At 55.1% G+C, this 17215-nt stretch carries 12 protein-coding genes; 10 read left to right on the top strand and 2 right to left on the bottom strand.

Going from position 1 to position 17215, the window contains the following annotated elements; all coding sequences use genetic code 11:
• The first annotated feature begins 17 nt into the window (after positions 1 to 17).
• From gltB to BQ2657_RS13765, 3 genes are all read left to right on the top strand, one after another.
• Complete coding sequence (gltB, locus tag BQ2657_RS10670; protein WP_075580593.1) at positions 18 to 4583, top strand: glutamate synthase large subunit; 4566 nt, start codon at positions 18 to 20, stop codon at positions 4581 to 4583.
• Between the two features lie 72 nt (positions 4584 to 4655).
• Positions 4656 to 5234: a helix-turn-helix domain-containing protein gene (locus BQ2657_RS13770; RefSeq protein ID WP_075578809.1), complete on the top strand. Its 579-nt coding sequence runs from the start codon at positions 4656 to 4658 to the stop codon at positions 5232 to 5234.
• Positions 5201 to 6076 (top strand): IS3 family transposase, encoded by an 876-nt coding sequence (locus BQ2657_RS13765; RefSeq protein WP_408607743.1) that lies wholly within the window; start codon positions 5201 to 5203, stop codon positions 6074 to 6076. The genes BQ2657_RS13770 and BQ2657_RS13765 overlap by 34 nt, the downstream gene beginning before the upstream one ends.
• A gap of 90 nt (positions 6077 to 6166) precedes the next feature.
• Here the strand turns inward: BQ2657_RS13765 and BQ2657_RS10655 are convergent, their stop codons facing one another.
• Positions 6167 to 7705: a pyruvate kinase gene (locus BQ2657_RS10655; protein WP_075581069.1), complete on the bottom strand. Its 1539-nt coding sequence runs from the start codon at positions 7703 to 7705 to the stop codon at positions 6167 to 6169.
• A gap of 250 nt (positions 7706 to 7955) precedes the next feature.
• On the opposite strand from BQ2657_RS10655, the gene BQ2657_RS10650 reads away from it, so the two are divergent.
• From BQ2657_RS10650 to BQ2657_RS10635, 5 genes are all read left to right on the top strand, one after another.
• Entirely contained in the window at positions 7956 to 8549 is a 594-nt protein-coding gene (locus BQ2657_RS10650; protein ID WP_075580592.1) for an HD domain-containing protein, read from the top strand.
• A gap of 56 nt (positions 8550 to 8605) precedes the next feature.
• Positions 8606 to 8770: a nucleoside triphosphate pyrophosphohydrolase family protein gene (locus BQ2657_RS13015; RefSeq protein ID WP_154667113.1), complete on the top strand. Its 165-nt coding sequence runs from the start codon at positions 8606 to 8608 to the stop codon at positions 8768 to 8770.
• A gap of 21 nt (positions 8771 to 8791) precedes the next feature.
• Positions 8792 to 9880 carry a glycosyl hydrolase family 18 protein gene (locus BQ2657_RS10645; RefSeq protein WP_075580591.1) on the top strand — a complete coding sequence of 363 codons (1089 nt, stop codon included), beginning with the start codon at positions 8792 to 8794 and terminating at the stop codon, positions 9878 to 9880.
• Between the two features lie 96 nt (positions 9881 to 9976).
• Complete coding sequence (locus tag BQ2657_RS10640; RefSeq protein WP_143224880.1) at positions 9977 to 13144, top strand: hypothetical protein; 3168 nt, start codon at positions 9977 to 9979, stop codon at positions 13142 to 13144.
• 7 nt (positions 13145 to 13151) lie between these two features.
• Entirely contained in the window at positions 13152 to 14951 is a 1800-nt protein-coding gene (locus tag BQ2657_RS10635; protein WP_222704328.1) for a DUF2357 domain-containing protein, read from the top strand.
• 55 nt (positions 14952 to 15006) lie between these two features.
• On the opposite strand, the gene BQ2657_RS10630 is transcribed toward BQ2657_RS10635, so the two are convergent.
• Complete coding sequence (locus tag BQ2657_RS10630; protein WP_075580588.1) at positions 15007 to 15885, bottom strand: Rpn family recombination-promoting nuclease/putative transposase; 879 nt, start codon at positions 15883 to 15885, stop codon at positions 15007 to 15009.
• Between the two features lie 230 nt (positions 15886 to 16115).
• Here BQ2657_RS10630 and BQ2657_RS10625 point away from each other — a divergent pair, with 230 nt between their 5' ends.
• Both BQ2657_RS10625 and BQ2657_RS10620 read left to right on the top strand, forming a co-directional pair.
• Positions 16116 to 16637, top strand: a complete 522-nt coding sequence (locus BQ2657_RS10625; protein ID WP_075580587.1) for a hypothetical protein — start codon at positions 16116 to 16118, stop codon at positions 16635 to 16637.
• 2 nt (positions 16638 to 16639) lie between these two features.
• Complete coding sequence (locus BQ2657_RS10620) at positions 16640 to 17068, top strand: HD domain-containing protein (protein WP_075580586.1); 429 nt, start codon at positions 16640 to 16642, stop codon at positions 17066 to 17068.
• Positions 17069 to 17215: the final 147 nt, after the last annotated feature.

The following is a 17215-nucleotide window of genomic DNA, read 5'->3' as shown; positions in this document are numbered from 1 at the left end:
TTTTGGGGGGCTGCACAATGGAAGAAAATTTGCGGGACCTGCCGCAGCGGCAGGGCATGTATGACCCGGTCAACGAACACGATGCCTGCGGGGTGGGTTTCATCGTCAACATCAAGGGAGAACGGTCCTATGACATCGTCTACGATGCCCTGGACATCCTGGAGAACCTGAAGCACCGGGGCGGCGAAGGCGCCGACCATAAAAGCGGGGACGGGGCCGGGATCATGGTCCAGATCCCCCATGCCTTCCTGAGCCGGGAATGTGCTGTGCTGGGATTCCAACTGCCGCCGGAAGGCCAGTATGGGGTAGGGATGATCTTTGCCCATCGATACGATGCTTTCTTGGAGAAACAGAAAGAAGCCTTTGAACAGATTGTCCGGGAAGAAGGCCAGACCGTCCTGGGTTGGCGGGAAGTGCCTGTGGATGATACCTGCATCGGAGAAACGGCAGCTTCTGTCCGGCCCCGGATCGTCCAGGTGTTCATCGGGCGCAGCCGGGATCTCCAGGACCCCATGGATTTCGAACGGAAACTCTATGTGATCCGGCGCCTGGCGGAAAAGAAAATCACCCCGGCCAGCAAGAAAATGGGGTCGGATTTCTACATTGCCAGCCTTTCCAGCCATACCATCGTCTCTAAAGGGATGCTGACGGCCACCCAGATCCGCCATTTCTACCTGGATCTTTCCGATCTGGATTTCACCAGTGCCATGGCCCTGGTCCATTCCCGGTTCAGTACCAATACCTTCCCCAGCTGGGCAAGGGCCCATCCCAACCGGTACATGATCCACAACGGGGAAATCAACACCATCCGGGGCAATACCAATTGGCTGAACGCCCGGGAAGGCAAGGCCCATTCTCTGAAATATCCGGAACTGGATAAGGCGTTTCCGGTGGTGGATGCCACCGGCAGTGATTCTTCTATGTTCGACAACTGCCTGGAATACCTGTACATGTCCGGCCATTCCCTGGCCCATGCCATGATGACCATGATCCCAGAACCTTGGGAAAAGGATCCGCTCATGAGCCAGGAAAAACGGGATTACTACCGCTACCAGAGCTTCATGATGGAACCCTGGGACGGTCCGGCGGCCATCTGTTTCTGCGACGGCACCCGGATCGGCGGCATGCTGGACCGGAACGGTCTGCGCCCGGCCCGGTACTGCATCACCAAAGACGGACGGGTGGTCCTGACTTCGGAAGTGGGGGCTGTCCGCCTGGATCCCAAGGAGGTGCTTTCCAAGGGCCGCTTGGAACCGGGCAAGATGTTGCTCATCGATACGGAGCAGAAACGGATCGTCCCGGATGCGGAAGTGAAGCATATCATGGCTTCTGCCCATCCTTATGGCCAGTGGTGCCAGGAACACCTGGTGGATCTGCCGGACCTGATGGAGGAAGCGGGGGATGCCAGTCTGGAAAAACCGAAGCCGGATGCCCTCTTGGAACAGCAGCAGGCTTTCGGCTATACCAAAGAAGATCTGGCCCAGATCCTGGTGCCCATGGCCCGGACTGGGAAGGAGCCGGTGGGCGCCATGGGGGTGGACTGTCCGCTGCCGGTGCTTTCCGAACAGCCCCAGATGCTCTACGATTATTTCCAGCAGAACTTTGCCCAGGTCACCAACCCGCCCATGGATGCCCTTCGGGAAAGCATCGTCACCTCCACTTCCGTGATGATCGGCAACGTAGCCAATATCATGGATCCTGATGAAAAAGGGACCTATGCCTTGGCGGTGGATCGGCCCCTTTTGACCAATGAAGAGATGGCGGTGATCAAGAGCCAGAAAAACGAGAAGCTCCGCACCGTCACCCTGTCCCTCTTGTATCCTGTCAGCGAGGGAGCCCAGGCCATGGAAAAAGCCATCGATGGGCTGTGCAAAGATGCCCTCCAGGCCGTCCAGGGCGGCGCCAACATCCTGGTCCTCTCCGACCGTGGGATAAGCCCGTATCTGGCTGCCATCCCGGCCCTTCTGGCTACGGCTGCGGTCCACAACTTCCTCATCAAAGAGACCGTCCGGTCCGATGTGGGGCTGATCCTGGAATCCGGGGAACCTCGGGAAATCCACCATTTCTGCACCCTGATCGGGTACGGCATCACCGCCGTCAATCCCTACTTGGCCCTGGATACCCTGAAAGCGCTGGCAGAAGGCCACAAGATGGCCGGCGTCACCGGGGAAGAAGCCCAGGAAAACTACCTGAAGGCCGCTGTTGCCGGCATCCAGACCGTCATGTCGAAAATGGGGATCTGCACCGTCCGCAGCTATCACGGGGCTCAGATCTTCGAAGCCGTGGGCATCAACAAGGATGTGATCAACAAGTATTTCGTCCATACTCCTTCCCGGATTGAAGGACTGGGTCTGGAAGAAATCGCCCGAGAAACGGAAATGCGCCACAGTCAGGCGTTCCAGGGAAAGCAGGGGCTGTCCGATGGGGACATCTATGCCTATAAGAAAAACGGGCCTGAACCCCATATCTTGGATCCGGAGGCCATCGCTCTGCTCCAGAAAGCGTGCTGGACAGGGGACCGGGATGCTTACCGGCAGTTTGCGGACAGAGTCAACAGCGGCGCCCTGTTCCGCCTCCGGGATCTGTTGGAATTCGACTACCCGGACGGCTGCAGCATCCCGGTGGAAGAAGTGGAGCCAGTAGCATCCATCGTCAAGCGGTTCCGCACCGGGGCCATGAGCTATGGGGCTCTCAGCAAGGAAGCCCACGAATGCATCGCCATTGCCATGAACCGCCTGGGCGGCCGGAGCAATACCGGCGAGGGAGGCGAAGACTCTGAACGGTTCACCCTGCGGCCGGATGGCAGCAATCCCAGCGATGCCATCAAACAGGTCTCCACTGCCCGCTTCGGGGTGACGGGGAATTATCTGGTGAACGCCGACGAACTGCAGATCAAATTCGCCCAGGGCGCTAAGCCGGGACAGGGAGGGAATCTTCCGGGCAGCAAGGTGGATCCCGCCATCGCTTACACCCGTCATTCCACGCCGGGGGTTTCCCTGATCTCTCCTCCTCCCCATCATGATATCTATTCCATCGAAGATCTGGCCGAGCTGATCTACGATTTGAAGAACATCAATAAGAAGGCAGAAATCAGCGTGAAGCTGGCTTCCTGCTCCGGGGTAGGGACCATTGCCGCCGGTGTGGTGAAGACCAAAGCCGACAGCATCACCATCTGCGGCCACGGGGGCGGCACGGGGGCAGCACCCCGGACCAGCATGCGCCATACGGGCCTGCCTTGGGAAATGGGCCTTTCCGAAGTCCAGCAGACCCTGCTGATGAACCGGCTCCGGGATCGGGTGAAACTGTCCGTGGACGGCAAGCTGCTCACCGGCCATGATGTGGCCATCGCCGCCCTGTTCGGAGCGGAGAACTTCGACTTCTGCACCGGGCCCCTCATCGCCCTGGGCTGCCGGATGATCCGGGTCTGCAACCTGAATACCTGTCCCTATGGCATCTGCACCCAGAAGCCGGAACTGCGGAAAAATTTTGCCGGCAAACCGGAACACATCATCAACTATATGGAATTCGTGGCCCAGGACCTGCGGGAAATCATGGCCCGTCTGGGCTTCCATACGGTGGAAGAGATGGTGGGACGCTATGACCGGCTGAAGCAGAAGGAGAACATCGCCAACTGGAAAGCAGCTACGGTGAGCCTGGAAAAACTCCTGTTCCGGCCTCACACGGATCCTGCCCAGGCCCATCATTTTGCGGTGCCCCAGGACCACCAGATCGAACAGACCTTGGACCAGGGCAAACTGGTGCGGATGTGCCGTCCGGCCCTGGAAGAGAAGAAACCCATCCGGGCCCGGCTCCGGATCGACAACACCAATCGGGTCACCGGGACCCTTTTGGGCAGCGAGATCTTCCGCCGGTACGGGGAAGAAGGGCTGCCGGCCGATACCATCCAGCTCTCCTTTGTAGGCAGTGCCGGCCAGAGCTTCGGGGCCTTCATTCCCCAGGGGCTGACCCTGCGCCTGGAAGGGGATGCCAATGATTATCTGGGGAAGGGCCTCTCCGGCGGAAAGATCGCCGTGTTCCCGCCGGCAGCAGCAGATTTTGCTCCTTCAGAGAATGTGATCATCGGCAATGTGGCCTGCTTCGGCGCTACCAGCGGAGAAGTTTATATCAACGGCCGGGCCGGTGAACGGTTCTGCGTCCGCAACAGCGGTGCAACAGCGGTGGTGGAGGGCATCGGCAACCACGGCTGTGAATACATGACCGGCGGGACGGCGGTGATCCTGGGGCCTGTGGGCCAGAATTTCGCCGCCGGCATGTCCGGAGGTACGGCCTATGTGTTGGATCTGGACGAAGCCTGCTGCAACCAGGGGATGGTGAACCTGGAGGCGGTGGCGGAACCGGCCGAACAGGAAAAGCTCCGGGATATCCTGGTCCGCCATGGAATCATGACGGGCAGTCCCCTTTCCAGAGAACTGCTGGCAGATTGGGAACATACGGTCCAGCGCTTCACCCGGGTCATTCCTCGGGATTATGAAGAGATGCAGCAGCTGATCCGGAAATACCTGGAAGAAGGATACGAAGAAAAAGAGGCCGTAGAACGGGCCTTTCAAGAGAAAATAGGGTGAAAAGAAGAGGGTGCTGCTGAGCTGACCCCCAATTGTTAGACCAAAAATCTAACAATTGGGGGTCAGTTTTTTATGGCAAAACACAGCTATGAATTTAAGAAAAAAATAGTACTGGAATATTTGAACAGTGACGAAGGGTGTATTTCTATTTCACGTAAATATGGGATGGCAAGTAGCAGCCAGCTGCTAAAGTGGGTTGCTGCTTACAAGGCATTTGGTGATGATGGACTGAAAAGATCCCGCTCTCAAAAAATATACTCTTTCAAAGAAAAACTTTCTGTGGTAGAGTCTTACTTAACAAATGAAATCTCATATCAGGAACTAGCAATTCAAGTAGGGATCAACAACCCATCAATGATTGCCAGATGGGTCAATGAATTTAGAATTGCGGGACCAGATGCTTTACGGTCACATAAAAAAGGCAGGAAGAGAACTTTGAACAAATCTCAAACCAAAAAAACAGATACCCAGGTTCAGCAGCCGATGGTCGACATCAGTGTGGAACATGTCAAGGAGTTAGAGGATGAAAATCTTAAACTCCGTATAGAGAATGCTTTTTTAAAAGAACTGAGGAGACTGCGTTTAGAGGACGAAGCAAAAATGAGAGAGTTGCGAAAATCATCTCCAGTCTCCGAAGATCATTCAAATTGAAAGACCTTCTCTCCTATACTCAAATGCCCAAAGCGACCTATATGTACTGGCAGAAACGGTTTGACCGCGTGAATCCAGACCAGGAAGTAGAGGACAAAATACAGGAAATCCGCAGCCAGCATAAAGATTATGGATATCGGCGCATGACCGGTGAGCTGAAGAATCAAGGGATTTGCGTGAACAAGAAGAAAGTTCAACGTATCATGCAGAAACTGAGCCTTCAGGTAACATCCTTTACCCGGAAAAGCCGTAAATACAGTTCCTATAAGGGTAAGGTAGGGACCATTGCTCCGAATAGAATACATCGTCGTTTTGAGACGAATATCCCACATCAGAAGATTACGACCGATACTTCAGAATTCAAATATTATGAAGTAGATACACAGGGACATCTGACCCTGCACAAGCTTTATCTGGATCCTTTCCTGGACATGTTCGATGATGAAATCATCAGCTATGGAATAGCCAAACGTCCTTCGGCTGAAAGCATACTGGAAGCTCAAGCTGAAGCAATCGAAATTACTGCTGATTGTCCATATCGAAGAACGTTTCACTCCGATCAGGGCTGGGCATACCAAATGAAGGCCTATACCAGGAAACTAAAAAAAGAACGAATTTTTCAGAGCATGTCTCGAAAGGGTAACTGTCATGATAACGCTGTAATGGAAAACTTTTTCGGCTTAATGAAACAGGAAATGTATTATGGAGTGATCTACTACAGCTACGAAGAACTAAAAGCCGCTATCGAACGATACATCAAATACTATAACGAACAAAGGATCAAGGAAAAACTGGGCTGGAAAAGTCCTGTTCAATACAGGCTTTCTTTGCTGGCAGCATAAAAAAGTAACGAGACAGTAAAAACCATCTCGTTACTAAGGTCTAACTTTTTGGGGTCACATCATGCATGTTTTGTGCAACACCCTCTTTCCTTATTTCTTCCCTCCTGCCGCTGTCTTGAGCCGCTGGAATTCTTCCTTGGCCAGGCTCAGGGCACGGAGTTCCGGAGATTTTTTATACTGGTGGGATTCCATCCGTTTCAGGATGTTGTTCAGGACGGAGACCCCTTCCACGATGTAGGGACCTTTGTTCAGCATGACGCATTCCGCCCGTTCCCCCATGGCCGCATCGGTAATCTCTGCTCGGGAGGGGAGGCCTGTCCGCACCAGGTTCTCCAGCACTTGGGTGGCCCAGATCACCGGCACATGGGCTGCTTCACAGATCCACAGGATCTCTTCCTGGAGTTCTGCCAAGCGCTGCCAGCCCACTTCCACAGCCAAGTCACCCCGGGCGATCATGATGCCCAAGGGCTGCCGGGAGGCGGCTTGGACGATGATGTCCGGCAGGTGGTGGACCGCTTCCCGGGTCTCGATCTTGGCGATGATGGCCTTCTTCCGGTACTGCCGGCCCAATCTCCGGCGCAGTTCCTGCTGGAGCCGGGCCATATCCTCTGCGGATTTCACGAAGGAATAGCCGATGGAATCTGCCTGGGCTGCCACAAAGTCCAGGTCCTCCAGGTCTTTGGAGGTGAGGGGGGAGATATCCAGCGGAGTCTGGGGGAAGTTCAGGCTTTTCTGGTTCTTGAGTTTGCTTCCCCCGGGACGGGCGTAAAGGATCTTTAGCCAAGCTCCCTGGGGGACGATCTTTTCTACTTCCGCCCGGATCTTCCCGTCATCGATGAGCACCGGGTCTCCCGCTTTCAGGTGCTGGAAGATTTCCGGGATGCTGCAGGAAATCACGATCCCTCCTTGGTAGGCCGGGTCCCAGGCGGCGATGCTGTCCCGGACCAGGAACAGGGAATCGCCCGGAAATACCCGGGCATCCAGGGAAAGCAGCAGGAGATGATCGATCCGCACCTTGGGCCCTGCCAGATCCATATGGACCCGGCAGCGGCGGCCGGTCTTTTGTTCTGCCTGACGGATGTATCCGATCATCTTTTCCCATTCGGCCTGGGTATCGTGGGCACAGTTGATCCGGGCACTGTCCATGCCGGCAGCCACCAGTTCCCGGATCAGCTTCCCGCCGTCCAGGGCTGCATCGGTGGGCAGGGTCACCATGATCCGGGTACCGCTTTTTTCCCGGCCGAAGAGACGCCCTGTATTGTAGGAGAGCAGGGTATCCCCGGAAAAGAACCGTTTGGGATCCGGATAGGGAATCTGCTGGGCTTCGGGCACCTGGCAGATCCGTCCCAGAGAAGCCATCACCGCATCCAGGTTGGTGATGGTCCGGGCTTCGCCCCGGCCCAGGGAAGAAAGGCCCAGGGGCAGGAGAGAATGCTGGATCTTCCGCAGGTCGTGGGAACGCAGAGCCAGATAAAAAGCCATGTTCAAGGCGCTGTTCAGGAAATGGGTCCGCTGGATCTGGGGACGCCAGGATCGATACAGAGCTTCCCCCTTCACCAGCACATCCTGGCGCAGCCGGCTCAGTCCCTGATAAAGCGCTTCCGGTGATTTGTACAGTTGATTTTTCATGGTCAAACACCCCGATTGATACAAAAAGCATTGGATTTTCCTTGTCTTGCTTTTAGTATAAACCACCTCCGTACTGGCACAGTGCCGGAAAGAGGAGATTTTACCCAGGTTTTACAGAACTCGTCAGATTTTACAGAAATTTTACAGAGGATCAAGTACGGAGGAAGGCTTGCAGAACAGGACGGCGGGCACAGTCTCTTTTTCCATGGTATAATGGAACCTGTAATGAACGAAACAGGAGGCAGTACAAATGACAGACGATCCACGTTTTGCCAAACAGCTCCAGTTCATCCTGGAACTGGATAAGGAAAAGACCATTCTCCGCCAGACCCATCTCACCGGATACCGCCGGCAGGAAAACGATGCGGAGCACGCCTGGCACATGGCGGTGATGGCCTGTCTTTTGCAGGAATATGCCAACGAACCGATCGATCTGGCCCGGACCCTTTTGATGATCCTCCTTCACGATGTGGTGGAAATCGATGCAGGGGATACCTATGCCTACGACCCGGAAGGGGTGAAGACCCAGCGGGAACGGGAGGAAAAGGCGGCGGACCGGATCTTTGGACTGCTGCCGGAAGACCAGGCGCGGGAATTCCGGGATCTTTTTGAAGAATTCGATCGGGGAGATACGCCGGAAGCCCGGTACGCCCATGCCCTGGACAATTTCCAGCCCATCCTGCTGAACGATGCCAATGACGGAAAAGACTGGCGGCTCCACCAGGTAGGCCGGCTGCAGGTGGAAAAACGGAACGCCCATACCGGTGAAGGCAGCGAAAAGATCGGCCAGGCCGTCCAGGCCATCATCGACCGGAATGTGGCAAAAGGGAACTTGAAGCCGTAAGAACAGGGCAGAGTGAAGAGTACAGAGTAGAGCGTGAAGAATAGGGACGGCTGACCATGGCTGCCCAGGGCCGTTGGCCCAGTGAGGAAAAGGACAGGCTGGCTGCAAAAATCGGAGAGTGCGTCTGGTGGCTGGCGGTACTGTCCCAGCGGCAGGATCTGGATTTTGCCGCTTGTGTGGAACAATTTTTGGAAGAAAAGGAAAAAGAACTGAAAGAGTAAAAGCACGACAGGAGGACTTTCATGAACAAACGATGGATACCCGTTTTCTGCCTTTGCCTGATGGCCCTCACCGGCACGGCCTGTGCCCGGACCCCTGGAAGCATTGGGCCGGGAAAGGAGAAGCAGCCTCCGGTCCAGGAACCCTACCGTCCCCAGAAGGTGGAGGGTCCGGTGGGGCTGGTGTGGGACTGGCAGGCTCCCGGAGAAAACGCTTCCCGGCTTTCCCGGGAAAAGAAGCTGCCGGGGATCAATGTCCTTTCTCCCAGCTGGTTCGTGATCGGGGATACAGAGGGGAACATCCAGGTGAAGCATGCGTCCCTGGACTATGCGCCCCAGGCCCATGCCCAGGGGTATAAAGTGTGGGCGCTCATCACCAACGGCTTCGACCCGGACCGGACCCATGGCCTCTTGGACAATCCAGCCGGCCGGAAGAATGCGGTGGAGGGGATCCTGTCCCTGGCGAAACAGTACCAGCTGGATGGGATCAACCTGGATTTCGAAAACATCCGGGCGGAAGACAGCGACCGGCTGACGGAGTTCGTGGGAGAGATCGCCGGCCCCCTGCAGCAGGAAGGGTATACCGTCTCCATCGATGTGACAGTTCCCTCGGACAACAGCAACTGGTCCCGCTGCTACGACCGGAAGGCCCTGGCGGGGAAGGTGGACTATGTGATGCTCATGGCCTACGATGAGCATTCCCGGCTGTCTCCCCGGGCCGGCTCCGTAGCCAGCCTGCCCTGGGTGGAAAAAGGCATCCGGAATACGTTACAGGAAGTCCCGGCAGAAAAACTGGTGCTGGGGATGCCCCTCTACATGCGGGACTGGAAGGAAGAAGAGGGAAAGGTCAGCGCCAAGACCCTTTCCATGGAAGGTGCCCGGAAGCTGATCGCTGAAAAAGGGATGGTGCCGGCTTGGCGCAGCGAAGAAGGCCAATATTATTTCGAATACCGGGAACAGGGGGTGCTCCATCGGGTGTGGCAGGAAGAGTCTCGGAGCCTGGCTCTGAAGAATGCCCTGATCAGCCGGTACGACTTAGCTGGCAGCGCCTACTGGCGGAAGGGTCTGGAAGAGCCGGACGTGTGGAGCACCATGGAAAAGTGGAAAAAATGACCCAAATTGGGTATAATAGGAAGAGCCGCGCTGGGAGAGGCGTCGGCTTTTCTTTTTATTTGTCAAATTACTCTTATATCCTATGTGTCGGAGGCCATGATGAAACCCCAGAAATTACCAAAAAAACAAGAGGCTGCCCTGCCCGTCGATCTCAGTAGCAGCACTGCGGACAAGGTCCAGGAACATTATCTGCAGATGCTGTTTGAAACCACCCCAGTGGAGGAACTGCTGAAGCCCATGAAGGGGAACAGCCGGAAATACCGGAAATACATCATCCAACTGGGAAAACTGGACAAACGGTCCCCCCGGGTGAGGGAGAAAATCGTTCCCTTTGCCGTCGAGCTGTACCAGGAAGGGGACCGGATCTACCAGGATATTGCCGCCTATACCTTCCAAGCCTTCCTGGGCCAGGTGTGCCGGAACTTGCAGCAGATCGTGGGGAAAGATCCGGAGAACATGAAAAAAATCAGCAAATACAGCCCGGATGCCATGGCGGACCTGCTGCTGAAATATGGACGGATCTGCCAGAAGAAAAAAGAGCCTTTTCGGCCCAACGCCCTGTGGATGGTGCTGGAAATGGCCGAAATGCCATATCCGGAAGGGAAGCAGCACCAGGCAGAAGCCCTGCTGAAGAAGAAAGAAAAAGAGGCCCGGGAAGCCAGGGAAACCAAAGAGACCAAAGAGACCAAAAACGGCAAAGGGACCAAGGGAGACCGGGAAGCCAAAGAGAACCGGGAACCAGAAGTCTCTGCAGAAGAAAACCCGGAAGAGCCTGCTGCCCGGAAGAACCGGGACAGCCGGATGCGGGATAAGGCTGTCCGGAACCGGAACGGCCGGGCAAAGAAGAATGCCGTCCTGGAACCGGCCCCGGAAGAAGTTCCGGCGGAGACCATGGCACCGGCCACCTCGGAACCTCAGGCCGTTTCTGCTGCCTTGGATCCTGCCCAGGCCCCGGAAGCGGCAATGGTGCCTGCAGGGCCCGCCTCCGCTCCGGAAAGCGCCGACGACGGACAGGAAGCCTCGGAAGAAAAGAACTTCACCACCTATGTGGGCCGGATCAACATCGTGGACAGCTTTTACAATTTCACGCCCATGGGGATCTGGCAGGATGAAGCCTACCGGGCCCTTTCGGGAGAAGAAATCGATGCCCTGATCCCCCGGGCAGAACAGTACAAGAACATCAACCTGTGGTACAGCCTCCACAGCGACCAGAAATATATGGAAGACCATTTCCATGAGAATGACATCATCTTCCTGGAAATCAGCCCGGAAACCCTGGTGGAAAACAAAGACAACCAGGGGAACCTCCGGTCCACCGCTTATCGGGTGTTCTGCATCGATGCCCTGAAGGAAGGGCACCTGCAGTATCCCTTTGAAAAGGGACTGTATACGGTGGTGCCGGAAAAAAGGCTCCTGGATCCCATTTCTAAAGATACGGTGCTGCGGCTCCAGGAAGAGGATCTCTTTGCCGGAGAGCAGATCCTGATCCAGCTGGAAAATGGCTGGATCGCCGGCCCTTATGAAGTCCAGAAGAACAACCGGTTCGGTTTCTTTGTGGAAAGCGAAGTGCCTGCCAACCAGTATCTCTTGACTGCCTGCCCGCCGGAAACCTGGCAGAAAGTGGTCTTCTCCCCGGCCGAAGGGACCTGGGCCAGCCGGCAGGAAAAGACAGAGTGGACCTTTTACCATCGTCTGCCGGGCACGGCTTCCCAGCTGGTGGATATGGCCCCGGATGAAGTACTGCTCCAGAGCCTGGTGAAAAGCGCCCAGGTGGATTCCGGCGACATGGTAAAGCCGGAAACCTTGAAAAACTTCCTGGAACGGGAACAGGACCAGCTGTTCAGCAATCTTCCCTCCGCCATCCGGCAGCAGCGGATCCAGCGGCTGGAAGCCATCTTGGAAGGGGATAAGGCGGCCCGGGAAGGCTATGAAGAGGTGGGGGACTTCCTGTACCAGCATCTCCTGGACAATGTGAACAAACGGTGGGGACAGGATTTCATCTCCGCCCTCTTGGAACGGTATCCGGATATCTGGCAGGAACTGGGAAACGCCAAGGGTGTATCCGCCCGGAACCGGAAAGCCTTGGCCCTGGTCCAGGAAAGACAGACCCGCCAGGCTCCGCCCCAGACGGAAGAAGAGCTGGCAGAACGGATCAACGGGATCCCAGCTTCCAGCAGCAACAATCGGAAATGCCTGGAATACTTGATCACTTCCATCCAGAAAGAACGGCCCCAATACAGCCGGAACCTGATCCTGGATCTCTTGATCTGCGCTACCCAGGGCTTTTTGACGGTGTTTTCCGGCTCTCCCGGCAGCGGCAAGACTTCTTTCTGCAACCTTCTGGGCAAGGTGCTGGGACTGACCCAGTTCGAACGGAAAATCGGGCCCCAGGATTTCATGAGCACCACCAATCGGTATATCCCTGTTTCCGTGGAGCGGGGCTGGACTTCCAAACGGGATCTGATCGGCTATTACAATCCCCTCACCAAGGCCTTCGAAGAAAGCAACCGGGATGTCTATGACGGGCTGCGGCTGCTGGATTGGGAAAAACGTCATGGAATCCGGCAGTATCCCTATTACATCCTCCTGGATGAAGCCAACCTTTCCCCCATGGAATACTACTGGGCAGATTTCATGAATGTATGCGATGATTGGAATGAGGAGCACACCATCAACCTGGGCCACAACCATCGGTTCCAGCTGCCGGAGACCCTCCATTTCCTAGCTACCATCAACAACGACCACACCACGGAGACACTTTCTCCCCGGCTGATCGACCGGGCCTGGATCGTCACCCTGCCCCATACGGAGTTCGTCCCAGAAGTAGACGGGGGATTGGGCAATGGGGAAATCCAGCAGGTCTCCTGGCAGCAGCTGAAGAGCCTCTTCGATGTGGCTCCCCGGGAAAGCTGCCAGCTGACCAGCGTGGAGCAGAATGTCTATGACCGGGTGAAAGCCCGGCTGGCGGAACAGAATATCTATCTGAGCATGCGGATTGAACTGGCCCTGCACCGGTACTGGCGGGTGGCTTCCCGTCTCATGGAACCGGAAGACCACATCCGCCCCGGGGTCATCGCCCTGGACTATGCCGTGGCCCAGAAAGTCCTGCCCAAACTCAGCGGCAATGGGGCAGAATTCGAAAAATGGCTGATCCAGTTCCGGGATGACTGTGCCAGCAACCGGATGGTCCAGAGCGCGGCGCTGTTGGATCAGATCCTGGAGTGGGGGAACCGGCGGATGAAGTTCTTCCAGTTCTTCCACTGAGATGGCCATGGAAAACACCATCCGTCTCCTGGAACAGAACGGGCCAGGACTGCTGCTGCCGGTGACCGATCAGGCCCGTCCCTATTCGGCAGAACGGGTCCTGGCGGCAGCGGGGCATCCGGGGGTGCGGGAAAACCTCCACTACGACCTGGAGCTCCCTGCCGGTTGGGACTGTGCTTCCGTAGCGGTGGCGCTGAACGGAAAGCCGCTGAACAGTATGTACGACCGGCGCCACGGCACCGTCCTGTTCCCCAACAATATCTTTGCCTACCATATGGGCCTGGTGGAACTGGAAATCACCCTCCAGCAGGAAGACGGCACTGACAGCACCTGGTATACCGACCTTCTGCCGGTGCTGATCCAGCCTTCTCCCCAGCAGCAGAACCTGAAAGCCATGCTGGAATTCATCTATGCCCACCAGAAGCCCTTGCTCCGGGAAAAGACCGGGGGCCTGGTCCAGGGGGAACGGAGCGATTTCCAGGATTTCCTTTCCCAACTGACCCTGGCCGATGAGATCCTCCAGGTCTATGAAGAAAGCTATGGGTATTTCAAGGCCAACTGCCGCCACACCTTGGAAACCGCCGAGGTGGTGGACTGGACGGAAAAAGTCCAGACGGTGAATTCCCATACCCTCCAGTATCTGGTCCGCCATCCGGAATATCTGAAGGAGTCTCCTGCTGGGATCCAGGTTGGGGACCGGCACTGCCTGCCCGAAAAGCTCCTGATGACCCAGGATAAGATGAGCCGGGATGTCTATGAGAACCAGGTGGTCCTCAGCTTCCTCAAACGGATGCTCTACGACATCGGGGAAGGACGGAAGGAAATCCAGGACCAGCTCCAAGGGCTGGAACTGCCGGATGCCCTGGAAAACGGCTATATCCTGTCTTCCCAGGTGCTCTATGAAAATGCGGCCCGGATGCTCCGGAGCTTCCTGGGACGGTGCGAAGAGGTGGAAGAGCGGCTCCAGGAGATGTTCGTCTCCTACCAGCAGATCCTTCCAGTGACCTTGTTGGATGGCCTCCAGTTGCCGGTGCCCACGGAACCCTTTTTCCGGATTCCTCAGTATCACCGGATCTACCTGTGCATCCACCAGTGGATCCAGAATACCTGCCACCACTTCCCCCGGGAGCAGATGCTGCTGAACCTGTATGAAAACACCTTCGTATTCGAAGTGTACTGCTTGGCCAAACTGATTTGCCAGCTCCAGGGAGCCGGCTACATCCTGGACAGCCGCCGCCGGCAGCGCTACAGCCAGGGGGCACGGAACCTGTACGACCCTTCCGGTTACCAGAATGTGTTCCACTTCCACAAGGGAGAAGAGAGCCTGACCCTGTATTTCCAGCCGGTGATCACGGACCAGGCGGAAAACGCCGAAAGGGGCATCCACCTCTACCGGAATACCACCTATGCCTTCAAGGCCCTGGAGGAAGGCCATTATTACACCCCGGACTATTTGCTGAAATGGCGGGGAAGAGGGCGGGAGACTTACTTGATCCTGGATGCCAAATACAGCTATAAGAAAAAAGTCCTCCAAGAGCTGATGCCGGAGATGGCCTATAAATATCTCCTTTCCCTGAGCCCCATGCCCTATGAGGAAGAAGGGGAAGAAGTGGACGTTTCCATCCGGGGGCTGGAGATCCTCTACGGGCTCACCAACGGAGACCAGGAACTGGAATCTTTCTACAACTGCCGGCTGGAAGGGAACCAGATCCGCCCGGCGGCCAATGTGATTCCCTCTTCCGAAGAAGTCAGCGAAGAGAACCAGCAGAAGAATCTCCAGGAACTTTTGCGGGAGCTGAGGGAGTGAAGAAGGGGCTGCTGCACGTGTGAAAATCACACGTGCAGCAGCCCCTTTTGAAATATTAATTTTTCATTTCTTCAGCCAGTTTCCGTACGTATTCTACTGGAACTTTGGTTCCGGCTGCGATTTGTTCCGCCTGCATACCGCTGTCCAAAAGGTTCATCAGCAACTGGCGGCGTTCGTTTTCACTGCCTTCCCGTTTCCCTTCCAGGCGGCCTTGCTCCAATCCTTGTTCTAATCCCTGTTCTAATCCTTTTTTCATGCCTTCTTCTGCGGCTTCTCTTTGGCGTCTCCTGATTTCATCGCTTAAAATCATATACTCTCGCCTCACTTTATCTATACTTTTAACAAAATGGACTTCCTGATCCAATCTTTCTACGAAATTCCCCTTAGCAGCTTTTCCGTCCACATACCGGAGAAAAGCAGCGATATCAGGATCTGTTGCATTTTCACTGCCCTTGCTGTTGAGAAACATCCGGGTCTCTTCGTCTTTTAATTGTACCTTGTAATCCTCTTTACAGCAATGGGTAAATGTGTATATGGGAAGTCCTTTGTGGAAAGAGTCAAATGTACAAATGAAGATTACATAAGAGGGATTCAGTTCTTCATACGGTTTGCCATTGTCCAGCAGTTCTCCATCGATCATACTTTGGTAGAAACGGCTGCGTTTGGCTAAGTCGTTCCTGGGGGAGTTGGAGCATTGCATCTCGATATCGTAGACCCGGCCTTCTTCGTCTTCTACATAGACATCCAAACGGATGCTTTTGCCGTCCAGACGGAGGTCGATGGTCTTTTCGAAATCCAGGTAGTGGAGGGAACGGACTTTGATATTCAAGATTTTTTCGATGAGATGGGTGCAAAGCCGTTCATTGCGCATGACATGCTGGAAGAGAAAATTATCCCGGATAGTGAGTTCGTCAAAGGTCTTGATTTTTTCCATAGTTCTGCCTCCTTATAGAATAGGTATAGTGATACCATTCGTCAAGAAACAAGAACTTCCTTCCTGGGTGGAAAAATACCGTCATTAAGTGGAAAAAAGTGTTGTAAGAGAGAAAAGAAGGCAGACACGGCCCTGTCTTCTTATCAAGGACCGGTCTGACGTCCTTCCCATTTGTCCCCCATTTTTCCCACTTTTTCTGCTACAATGAAAGTGCGGAAGGGGGAATGGATATGGAAAAACCATTATTGGAGCAGTTCGGACGGCAGCGCTGCGGGGTGTTTCTTTCGGCGAAGCCCAAGGATCTGGAAGCCCTGCAGCAATGGCTGCGCCTGGTGGATTTCCACTGTGAATGGGTATGGGGCGGCCGGCAGCCCTGCTGCCAGGTGCTGGTCCATATGAATGTGCTGTACCGGCCGGAATTGGAACGCCTGGGGCCTGCCATGAGCCGGCGGTTCGGGCAGAAGGGATACCTTTTTGTCGATGAAAATGGCCAGGCCTGGGAATTTTCTCAAAAAGGAGGCCCGGGCAAAGCCCTGGGGCCGCTGACTCCTCAGGTACTGGACCGGTTCTACAGCGGCCTTTTGGGGGAACCGTTCCATTTCCAGGAGTTCCGATTCATGTATCATGTGAATACAGGGGCACCGGCGATCATGATTGCCCAGCATATCCATGAAATGATGGTGAAATATGAAGACTGGGATGTGCGGTTCGTGGATGCATTGGAAGATCCAGAGGAGAGTAAGGAGCGGTGAAAATGGAGAAACTGACATTGGCCTATGAGGTGGCAAAGAAATATCATGCGGGACAGAAGGACCGGGCAGGAAAAGACTATATCCATCATGTGAAGTTCGTATCGGACCAGGTGCTCTCCTTGGGAGAGACATATGCCCTGGTGGGGATGCTCCATGACACCCTGGAAGATACGGCCATGGACCGGGAAACCCTGGAAAAATTATTCGGGAAGACCGTGGCGGAGGCGGTGGCCCTTTTGACCCACGACAAAAAGATCCCCTATCTGGACTATGTGCGGAACATCAAGGCAAGCGGGAATCCCTATGCCATCGCGGTGAAAAAGGCGGACTTGCGGAACAACATGGACCTGACCCGGCTGCCGGAAGTGACGGAAAAGGACCGGAAGCGGGTGGAAAAGTACCGGATAGCTTACAGCATCCTGATGCCTTGACTTTTCCTCCCCCCCGTGCTACACTAGAACAAACTTCAAAAGTACTACCTTTTAACCTAGTCCTGTGAGACTAAGAAAGGGACTTTTATCCAGAAGCATTTAATTAGAAGCCTTCTTGTCTTAGGACGAGAAGGCTTATTTTTATGA

Source organism: Acidaminococcus massiliensis (genome assembly GCF_900095825.1).
Lineage (GTDB): Bacteria > Bacillota > Negativicutes > Acidaminococcales > Acidaminococcaceae > Acidaminococcus > Acidaminococcus massiliensis.
Note: the sequence above shows the minus strand (reverse complement) of the source record. Positions and strands in the feature narration are given on the sequence as shown.